Below are 9,335 nucleotides of genomic sequence, written 5' to 3' on the forward strand. Positions count from 1 at the left end.
GCGAGCAAGCCCGCTCCCACAGGGGATTTGTGTCCAACGGTTTTCACGCCAACACATCGGCAATCACCGCCAAGGTATCGCCACATCGCACCAGCCCTGGAAAGTGCCGGGCCGCCAGCAGACCGCTGCGAGCGGCGCGGTATTCAATGGGGGCGACGCCGCTGCGGGTGGCGTCGTAGATGCGCGCCACCACCTCGCCCAGGGTCACGTGTTCTCCCAGGTCGCGGCACATTTCCAGCAGGCCGTCGTGTTCGCTGGCGATGAAGCAGCTGGCATCGGGCATGTCGAGCATCAACGATGGCTGTAGCTCGATTTCGCCGCGCAGGATGCCGACATGGATCAGCAGGTTGCGCACGCCGCGCTCGGCAATCGCCACGCTACGAGCCGTCGATGAGCCGCCGCCGCCCAGTTCGGTGGTGACAAACACCTTGCCCTGGGATTCGGCGGCGGTGTCGTACATCGCCCCGGCGTCCAGTTCCAGCATGCGCATGCAATACGGCGCATTGAACGCCAGCATCCCTGCCTCGCAACGGGCCTGTTGCTGCTTGTCCGGCAACACGTGGCAAGCGGCGAACGGCAGGAAGTCCAGGGTCCGGCCACCGGAGTGGATGTCCAGGACGATGTCGGCCAAAGGCAGCAACGTCCGGTTGAAATAGTCAGCGATTTTCTCGGTGACGGTACCGTCCGGTTTGCCGGGAAAACTGCGATTCAGATTGCCCTTGTCGATGGGCGAGGTACGGCGTGCGGCATGGAACGCCGGGGTGTTCATGAACGGCACGATAATCACCCTTCCGCTCACCTCTTGCGCGGTCAACCGTTGGGCCAGTTTGCTCAGGGCCACCGGGCCTTCGTACTCATCGCCATGGTTGCCACCACTGAGCAGCGCCGTCGGGCCGCTGCCGCGCTGGATCACGGTGATGGGAATCATCACCGCGCCCCAGGCCGAATCGTCTCGCGAATACGGCAGCTTGAGAAAGCCGTGCTGCACACCCTCGCGGGTGAAATCTACCGTGGCGCTGATGGGATTGGCAGGCAAGTCAGTCATGGCTCAATCCTTCACGAACAATTGACGAGGCACATTGCACAGCGTCTCGACGCCGGTCTCGGTGATCAGGATGCTTTCGGTGATTTCCAGCCCCCAGTCGTCCATCCACAGTCCCGGCATGAAGTGGAACGTCATGCCCGGTTGCAACACGCTGGTGTCGCCGGGGCGCAGGCTCATGGTGCGTTCGCCCCAATCCGGCGGATAGCTGATACCGATGGGATAGCCGCAACGGCTGTCCTTGTGGATGCCGAACTTCTCCAGCACTTTGAAAAACGCCACGGCGATGTCGCCGGTGGTGTTGCCCGGTTTGGCCGCGTCCAAGCCGGCGGCGATGCCCTCGACCACGGCTTTTTCGCCGTCGAGAAAATGCTGCGGTGGCTTGCCCAGGTAGATGGTCCGCGACAGCGGGCAGTGGTAACGCTTGTAGCAACCGGCGATCTCGAAAAAAGTCCCGGCGCCCTTCTCGAACGGCGAATCGTCCCAGGTCAGATGCGGCGCGCTGGCGTCGGCACCGGTGGGCAGCAATGGCACGATGGCCGGGTAATCACCGCCATGGCCGTCGGCCCCGAGAATGCCACTGCTGTAGATCTCGGCCACCAGTTCGTTCTTGCGCATACCCGGCTCGATCCGCTCCAGAATCCGACCGTGCATGTTCTCGACGATGCGCGCGGCGATGCGCATGTAGGCGATTTCCTGCGGGGACTTGACCGCCCGCTGCCAGTTCACCAGGCCCACCGCGTCCACCAGTTTGGCCTGAGGTAAATGCTTTTGCAGCGACAGGTACGCGGCGGCGCTGAAGTAGTAGTTGTCCATCTCCACGCCAATGGTCAGCGCGCCCCAGCCACGAGCGGTGATCACTTCCCGGGACAGGTAATCCATGGGATGACGTTCGCGCGACTGCACGTAGATGTCCGGGTAGCCAATGATGTTATCGGCCTGCATGAACACCGTGCGTTTGGCACCGTTGGCATCCTGGCCGCGACCGAACCACACGGGCTCGCCATCCAGTGCCAACAGCACGCACTGGTGCACGTAGAACGACCAACCGTCGTAGCCGGTGAGCCAGGCCATGTTCGACGGATCGGTGACCAGCAACAGCTCCAGGCCCTGGACCTGCATGGCCACGCGGACCTTCGCCAGGCGCTGGGCGTATTCCTCCCGCTGGAACGGAAGATTGACGACTATCTCTGACATCCACCTGCCCTCTGATCAATGACGCACGAATAAAAGATCGGTCAACGACCGAATGGAAACCCCTTGCCCGCCGCCCGCGCCCGCTCGAAAGCCAGGTTGGCGATAGCGGTGTCCTGGGCGCCGGTGCCGGTGAGGTCGCACAAGGTGACTTGCGCCTCATCGGTCCGCCCGGCCCGCTGCCCCGCCAGTACCTGGCCCAGCTCCAGCAACACCGACTCATCGCCGACGACACCGGCCGCCAGGGCGTGATGCAGTTCGCCAAGCACGCGGGTCTGGCTCAGACGATCGGCGACGTAGCAATCGACGGCTGCCAGGGCTTGCGGGGAAATCTCGTTCTTGTGTTCCGCGTCCGAGCCCATCGCGGTGATATGCAGGCCCGGATGCAGGTGCCGGGCTTCGATCAGCGGTTCACGACTGGGGGTGCAGGTGATGGCGATGTCTACGCCATCCAGCGCGGCGTCGACCGTTGCGCATGGTGTCACCGAAAGCCCCGTCTCACGCGCCAGTTCGGTACTGAAGGCCTGGGCCTTTTGTGCATCGCGAGCCCAGACCCGCACCTCTTCGATGGGCCGCACCAGCCGCAGCGCCTGGAGCTGCAACGCCGCCTGTTCACCGGCACCGATCAGCGCCACGCGGCGGCTTGCCTCACGAGACAGGCAGCGCGCCGCTACTGCGCCCGCCGCCGCCGTGCGCACGGCTGTGAGGTAACCGTTGTCGAGTAACAGCGCCTCCAGCAAACCGGTGCGCGCCGACAACAGCATCATCATGCCGTTGAGGCTGGGCAGGCCGAGTTTCGGGTTGTCGAAAAAGCCCGGGCTGACCTTGATTGCAAACCGTTCCACGCCCGGCAGGTAAGCGGTCTTCACGTCCACCTCACCGTTATGTTCGGGGATGTCCAGCCGCAGGATCGGCGGCATCGCCACGGCCGCCGTTGCCAGCAGCACGAAGGCCTGCTCGATGGCATCGATGCTGGGCAAGTCGAGGGCTACGCAACTGCGCAGATCCGCTTCGCTCAATAGGGTGACTTCACTCATGGCTGGCTCCGTTGCGGCTGAGGGTTATTGATGGGCCCCGGCGATCACGCGGGCATGTTGCGCGGTGTCGACGTTGCGCCCGCTGATCACCAGCACAATGGGGCCACGCGGTTCGATCAGGCCGTCGAGCAGCGCGGCAATGCCCACCACGGCAGCGCCCTCAAGCACCAGACGTTCCTCGTGATAGGCGTGGCGCAAGGCATTGGCGATGGAAGCTTCTGAAAGCAGGTGCAGGTCATCGCTCAGTTGCCGGGTCATGTCGAAGGTGTAGCGGTTGTGCAGGCCAATGCCGCCGCCCAGGGAGTCCGCCAGCGTCGGCAGCTCTTCGACTTCCACCGGATGCCCGGCGGCGAGGCTGGCCCCCATGGCGGCGCCTCGGGCCATGCTGATGCCATGCACCTGAATCGCCGGATTCGCACTCTTGAGCGCCAGAGCCACGCCGGCGAACAGGCCGCCACCGGACAACGGCACCAGCACCTGGGCCACGTCCGGCTGTTGTTCGAGGATCTCCAGGCCCAGCGTGCCCTGACCGGCGATGATCGCCGGATGGTCGAAAGGCGGCAGGAAGGTCGCCCCCTGTTCTCTGGCGATGCGTTCGGCTTCGCGCTGGGCATCGTCCTGGGACTGGCCGACGATGCACACCTCGGCCCCCAAGTCGCGGATCGCCTGCACCTTATTGGCCGGCACCAGGTTCGACAGGCAGACAATCGCCTTGACCCCTTGCTGCGAAGCAGCATGAGCCAGCGCACGGCCGTGGTTGCCGGTCGATGCGGTGACCACCCCCAAGACTTTTTGCTCAGGGCTGAGCTGGGCCACGGCATTGCTCGCGCCGCGCAGCTTGAAGCTGCCGGTGATTTGCAGGGATTCAAGCTTGAGGTACACCGCCACGCCCATCAGCCGTGACAGGCTGGGGGAATATTCCATGGGCGTACGTCGCACCAGCGATTCGATGCGCTGGCGAGCGAGATAGACATCCTGTAGCTGCAACACTGCCATGACCGCGTCCCGAGCTGATGTGTTGGGCGCAGTCTAAGAGGGCTGGATTGTGGTGATGAATGTACTAGGGCAATTTAGTTCGCGCCCGTCGGCAAATGGAGTGCAGCCCCCTGTGGGAGCGAGCCTGCTCGCGATGAGGCCACCACATTCAACATCTCTGCTGACTGTCGCACCGCTATCGCGAGCAGGCTCGCTCCCACAGGGGATGTGTTGTCCAGAGATACGGCGTTTCAGAAATCATGGATCTGCGGGTATTGGTTGAAGATGTCACGCATGCCGATCAGCGCATGGCGCATTTCCTCATCGCTGCATTCGGCGCCTACGCAGACCCGCACCGCACGCGGTTTGGGGGTGCCGCGCACGGTGAACGGGTCGGGAGAGGTCACCGCGATGTGCTTGTGTCGTAGCGCCCGCACCAGGCTGTCCACCTCCCAATGGGGCGGGATGCCGATCCAGGCGTTCAACGCGTGGGGATGCTGGCCCAGCACGTGCTCGCCCATGTACTCCGTCACCATCGCCTGACGCCCCGCCAATAGCCGGCGCTGCAAATGCACCAGCGACTCGGCACGCCCATCGCGGATCCAGCGCGCGGCAATCTCCGAGACCATCGGCGTGGCCATCCAACTGTTGACCCGCAGGATGCTCTCGGTGCGTAGCGCCAGGCGCTTGGGCACCACCAGATAACCGATGCGCAGCCCCGTGAGCACCGACTTGGTCATGCTGGTGCAATAAAACGACAGCTCCGGCAGGTAGTGGCTGATGGGCGGCGCACGGCGTTCATCCAGCAGCGGACCGTATACGTCGTCTTCGATAATGTGCACCCCAAAGCGCCGGGCAATCTCGGCGATTTCCCGGCGGCGGGTGTCGGGCATCAGGCTGGTGGTGGGGTTGTTCAGGTTCGGCGTGCACACCAGCGCGGTGATGCGCTCGTTGCTGCACATGTCCTCGAAGTGTTCAGGATCGATGCCATAGTGATCCATCTCCAGGCCCTTGAGGGTGAAACCCAGCACCTGGGAATTGCCGATCACCCCGTGGTCGGTCACTCCTTCGCAGAGCACCACATCATCGGGCCCCGCCAGGGACGCGAGGGCGAGAAAGATCCCATGGGCCGCGCCGTTGGTGATCAATATGTCGTTGCGATCAACTTTCAACCTCTGGCGGCCGATCCATTGGGCGGCCGCTTCGCGATGGGATTCAAAACCTGCGATCGGACGAAAAGCATGAATCCACGGCTGGTCTTCTTCGGTGCTCAATTCAAGGCAGGTGTCGCGCCAGAACTGGTCGTGCTCGCGGGTGTGCATGATTCGCGTGATGGAAAAATCCACCAGCGCGCGCTCGGGGCTGTCGAGAATGTAGGTCGCGACCCGATCACTCATGCGTCGCGAAACGAAGCTGCCGCGCCCCACTTCACAGCGCACCAGCCCCTGGCGCTCCAGCTCCTTGTAGGCATTGGTGACGGTCTGCACGCTGATGCCCATGGCGTCCGCCACTTGCCGTTGCGGCGGCAGGCGTTGGTCATTGGCCAGGGCGCCCTGCTCGATATCGTCAGCAATGGCCTGTACCAGAATCTTGTATTTGGACTCACCGCTGCGGGCGACTTCCAAGGCTGATTTCCACTTATCCATGACGCTGCAACCCGCATGTGTTCTGGTGCGCACAGCATCCCGCGGCTATCGCGGCAAAGCAATTGTCCTAGTGCAATACAATCGGTGCCGGGGCTTTTGTATGCTCGGTCCAAGGTCGTCATCCAGGCGGGTTCACCCCCCGACAAAAAAGCCGGATCGACCTGTACCGGCGCCGTTCCCGATTCCAGGCCAAGGCCGGATCAGCCGCTGTACGCTTTGCTCTTGTACCACTGCCTCCTACCACAGAGCCGTCCAACGACGGATCCACAAGAAACAGGAGATTTTATCGATGAGCAATTTCCTTCCCGTCACCAGCGCGCCCCTGCGTCGGCTCTTAATGACCTGTGCCGTACTTGGCCTGGCCGGCAGCGTTCACGCCGCCACCCTCGATACCGTCAAAAGCAACAGCAGCATCCGGATCGGCTACGCCAACGAAACCCCGTTCGCCTTCACCGAAACCGACGGCACCGTGACCGGTGAATCGCCAGAAATCGCCAAGATCATCTTCGCCAAAATGGGCATCCAGCAGGTCAACGGCGTACTCACCGAATGGGGCTCGCTGATTCCCGGGCTGCGCGCTGGCCGTTTCGACGTGATTGCCGCCGGCATGTACATCACCCCGGCGCGCTGCAAGCAGGTGTTGTTCACCGATCCGCAATACCAGTTGCCCGATGCCCTGCTCGTGGCCAAGGGCAATCCCAAGCAACTCCACAGCTATGAAGACATCGCCAAACAACCGGACGTGAAGCTGGCAATCATGGCCGGCACGGTGAACCTGGCGTACGCCCGGGATTCCGGGGTCAAGGATGAACAGATCCTTCAGGTCCCCGACACCACCGCGCAGTTGCAAGCGGTGCGCGCCGGTCGCGCGGACGCGGCCGTCGGCACGCAACTGACCATGAAGGGCCTGGCCAGCAAGGGCGGTGACAAGGTTGAAGCGATGACCGAGTTCAAGGACGACCCGTCCCACATCGGCTACGGCGCCCTGGCTTTCCGCCCCGAAGACAAAGACCTGCGCGATGCGGTCAATGCCGAGCTGAAGAAATGGCTAGGCTCTGAAGAACACCTCAAGGCCGTTGCGCCGTTCGGTTTCGACAAGTCCAACGTGACCAGCAAAACCGCGGCCGAGCTCTGCGCTCAGCCATAGCCGAAACAGGCATGACGCGCGCTGCGTGATGCCTGTTCCCTGCTTCATCGGATATCGGGTTGAACCATGGGCGAATTACTTCCGTTATTGATTCAAGGGGCCTGGGTCACGCTTCAGGTGACCTTTTTCGGCTCGCTGCTGGCCATTGTCGCTGCGGTCCTGGCGGCCCTGGGACGACTGTCACCGTGGCGAGCGCTGCGCTGGTTTTCCATCACTTACATCGAAGTGTTTCGGGGCACGTCGCTGCTGGTGCAGTTGTTCTGGTTGTTTTTCGTGCTGCCACTGCCACCGTTCAACATTGAGTTGAGCCCCTACGCCGTGGCGATTGTCGGCCTGGGCCTGCACATCGGTGCTTATGGTGCCGAAGTCATGCGCGGCGCCATCAGCTCGGTCGCCAAGGGGCAATACGAAGCCTGCACGGCGCTGAATTTCAGCGGCTTCAAGCGCTTCAAACGGATCATCCTGCCCCAGGCCCTGCTGGCGGCGATCCCACCAGGCACCAACCTGCTGATCGAATTGCTGAAGAACACTTCGCTGGTATCGCTGATCACCTTGTCCGACCTGAGCTTTCGCGCGCGGCAGCTGGATCAGGCAACCTTTCAGACCCTGGAGATCTTCAGCCTGGCGCTGGTGATGTATTTCATCCTCGCCCAGGCCATTAACCTGGGCATGCGCCATGTCGAACGACGACTGAGCCGGGGCCGGATGCGTGGAGGTCTGTCATGACCCTGTTCGACTGGTCCTACGCTGCACAGATCCTGCCGGACTTGCTGCGCGCCTCGCTCAACACGGTGGGCATCACCCTGATCGGCTTTCTGATCGCGATTGTCCTGGGACTGTTCCTGGCAATTGGTCGGCGTAGCCGAAAAGTCTGGCTGTCATGGCCGGCCACCGCCGTGATCGAGTTCATTCGCAGTACGCCGCTGCTGATCCAGGTGTATTTCCTCTATTACGTGCTGCCTAACTACGGCTTGAGCCTGACGGCCATGCAAGTGGGGATCCTGGGTATCGGCCTGCACTACGCCTGCTACATCGCCGAGGTCTATCGCAGCGGCCTCGACGCGGTGCCGCGGGCGCAGTGGGAAGCGGTGACGGCGCTGAACATCGCTCCGTACAACGCTTACCGCAACATCATCCTGCCCCAGGCGCTGCGGCCGATCATACCGCCGCTGGGCAATTACCTGGTGGCGATGCTCAAGGACACGCCGGTGCTGTCGGCAATCACCGTGGTGGAAATCATGCAACAGGCCAAGAACATCGGCTCCGAGCATTTCCGTTACCTGGAGCCGATCACCATGGTCGGCCTGTTCTTTCTCGCCCTGAGCCTCGCCTTGGCCTGGCTGGTACGGCGCCTTGAAACGCGCATGGAGCTACGCTAATGACTTTACCCCTGTCCTCGCCCACCGATTTGTCCCGGCGCAACACACTGGCGTCGCAGCAGGAGGCCCCGGCCATGCAAGATCAGACACCGTCCCGGCCGATCGTGAGTTTCCAGGACGTGACCAAAAGCTATGGCAGCTTTACGGTACTCGATCATCTGAATCTGGACGTCGCGCCCGGTGAAAAAGTCGCGATCATCGGCCCCAGCGGCTCGGGCAAGTCGACATTGTTGCGGGTATTGATGACCCTGGAAGGCATCGACCAAGGCCAGATCCGCATCGAAGATGACTCCCTGACCCACATGCCCAATCGCAACGGCGTGCTGGTGCCGGCCAACGACCGGCACATCCGCCGCGTGCGCGGCAAGATTGGCATGGTGTTCCAGAGCTTCAACCTGTTTCCCCACATGACCGCGCTGCAAAACGTGATCGAGGCGCCGGTGCAGGTGCTGGGCATGAATCCGAAAGAAGCACGGGAGCGCGCCGCCGATTTATTGGAGCTGGTGGGGCTGGGCAGCAAGCTCGACCATTACCCTTCGCAGTTGTCTGGCGGCCAGCAGCAACGAGTGGCAATTGCCCGGGCGCTGGCGATGCGGCCGAAAGTGATGCTGTTTGACGAAGTGACCTCGGCGCTAGACCCGGAGTTGTGCGGCGAAGTGCTGAATGTGATCCGCAAGCTGGGGGCCGAGCACAACCTGACGATGCTGATGGTGACCCACCAGATGGGCTTCGCCCGGGAATTCGCCGACCGGGTGTGCTTTTTCTACAAAGGGCAGATCCACGAACAGGGCACCCCGGCACAGATCTTCGAAAACCCGCAGCAGGAGCGTACGTGTGCGTTTCTGAGTGCGGTGAAAGAAGCTAACTAACCCACTAAAGTGAACACTGTTGTGGCGAGGGAGCTTGCTCCCGCTG

The 9,335-nt window shown here is 62.5% G+C and carries 9 protein-coding genes; 4 read left to right on the forward strand and 5 right to left on the reverse strand.

Going from position 1 to position 9,335, the window contains the following annotated elements; translation table 11 throughout:
* Positions 1-43 precede the first annotated feature (43 nt).
* The 5 genes from doeB to ehuR form a co-directional block, all read right to left on the reverse strand.
* On the reverse strand, positions 44-1,045 hold the full coding sequence (doeB, locus tag HU811_RS21105) for a N(2)-acetyl-L-2,4-diaminobutanoate deacetylase DoeB (protein ID WP_186657926.1): 1,002 nt from the start codon (positions 1,043-1,045) through the stop codon (positions 44-46).
* A 3-nt stretch (positions 1,046-1,048) separates the two neighbouring features.
* The gene (doeA, locus tag HU811_RS21110) at positions 1,049-2,239 is read right to left on the reverse strand and encodes an ectoine hydrolase DoeA (RefSeq protein ID WP_092393858.1); all 1,191 of its coding nucleotides are present in this window, start codon (positions 2,237-2,239) and stop codon (positions 1,049-1,051) included.
* Between the two features lie 41 nt (positions 2,240-2,280).
* Positions 2,281-3,273, reverse strand: coding sequence for a cyclodeaminase (locus tag HU811_RS21115; RefSeq protein WP_186657928.1), 993 nt, complete (start codon positions 3,271-3,273; stop codon positions 2,281-2,283).
* 24 nt (positions 3,274-3,297) lie between these two features.
* Complete coding sequence (eutB, locus tag HU811_RS21120; RefSeq protein WP_186657929.1) at positions 3,298-4,269, reverse strand: hydroxyectoine utilization dehydratase EutB; 972 nt, start codon at positions 4,267-4,269, stop codon at positions 3,298-3,300.
* A gap of 230 nt (positions 4,270-4,499) precedes the next feature.
* Entirely contained in the window at positions 4,500-5,894 is a 1,395-nt protein-coding gene (gene ehuR / locus HU811_RS21125; RefSeq protein ID WP_186657931.1) for a MocR-like ectoine utilization transcription factor EhuR, read from the reverse strand.
* Between the two features lie 289 nt (positions 5,895-6,183).
* Between ehuR and ehuB the strand changes: the two genes are divergently transcribed.
* The 4 genes from ehuB to ehuA all read left to right on the forward strand — a co-directional run bounded on the left by ehuB (position 6,184) and on the right by ehuA (position 9,289).
* Complete coding sequence (ehuB, locus tag HU811_RS21130) at positions 6,184-7,041, forward strand: ectoine/hydroxyectoine ABC transporter substrate-binding protein EhuB (protein WP_092393870.1); 858 nt, start codon at positions 6,184-6,186, stop codon at positions 7,039-7,041.
* 66 nt (positions 7,042-7,107) lie between these two features.
* Positions 7,108-7,767: an ectoine/hydroxyectoine ABC transporter permease subunit EhuC gene (gene ehuC / locus HU811_RS21135; protein ID WP_092456217.1), complete on the forward strand. Its 660-nt coding sequence runs from the start codon at positions 7,108-7,110 to the stop codon at positions 7,765-7,767.
* Positions 7,764-8,420 carry an ectoine/hydroxyectoine ABC transporter permease subunit EhuD gene (gene ehuD, locus HU811_RS21140; protein WP_092393876.1) on the forward strand — a complete coding sequence of 219 codons (657 nt, stop codon included), beginning with the start codon at positions 7,764-7,766 and terminating at the stop codon, positions 8,418-8,420. Before ehuC ends, ehuD begins: the two co-directional genes overlap by 4 nt.
* Positions 8,420-9,289, forward strand: a complete 870-nt coding sequence (gene ehuA, locus HU811_RS21145) for an ectoine/hydroxyectoine ABC transporter ATP-binding protein EhuA (protein ID WP_437179498.1) — start codon at positions 8,420-8,422, stop codon at positions 9,287-9,289. The genes ehuD and ehuA overlap by 1 nt, the downstream gene beginning before the upstream one ends.
* Positions 9,290-9,335: the final 46 nt, after the last annotated feature.

The sequence above is a fragment of the Pseudomonas tehranensis genome (genome assembly GCF_014268615.1).
GTDB lineage: Bacteria > Pseudomonadota > Gammaproteobacteria > Pseudomonadales > Pseudomonadaceae > Aquipseudomonas > Aquipseudomonas tehranensis.

Coding starts and splice junctions, on each gene's coding strand:
- doeB (WP_186657926.1), bottom strand. CDS start 1,045: ATGACTGACTTGCCTGCCAATCCCATCAGCGCCACGGTAGATTTCACC.
- doeA (WP_092393858.1), bottom strand. CDS start 2,239: ATGTCAGAGATAGTCGTCAATCTTCCGTTCCAGCGGGAGGAATACGCC.
- HU811_RS21115 (WP_186657928.1), bottom strand. CDS start 3,273: ATGAGTGAAGTCACCCTATTGAGCGAAGCGGATCTGCGCAGTTGCGTA.
- eutB (WP_186657929.1), bottom strand. CDS start 4,269: ATGGCAGTGTTGCAGCTACAGGATGTCTATCTCGCTCGCCAGCGCATC.
- ehuR (WP_186657931.1), bottom strand. CDS start 5,894: ATGGATAAGTGGAAATCAGCCTTGGAAGTCGCCCGCAGCGGTGAGTCC.
- ehuB (WP_092393870.1), top strand. CDS start 6,184: ATGAGCAATTTCCTTCCCGTCACCAGCGCGCCCCTGCGTCGGCTCTTA.
- ehuC (WP_092456217.1), top strand. CDS start 7,108: ATGGGCGAATTACTTCCGTTATTGATTCAAGGGGCCTGGGTCACGCTT.
- ehuD (WP_092393876.1), top strand. CDS start 7,764: ATGACCCTGTTCGACTGGTCCTACGCTGCACAGATCCTGCCGGACTTG.
- ehuA (WP_437179498.1), top strand. CDS start 8,420: ATGACTTTACCCCTGTCCTCGCCCACCGATTTGTCCCGGCGCAACACA.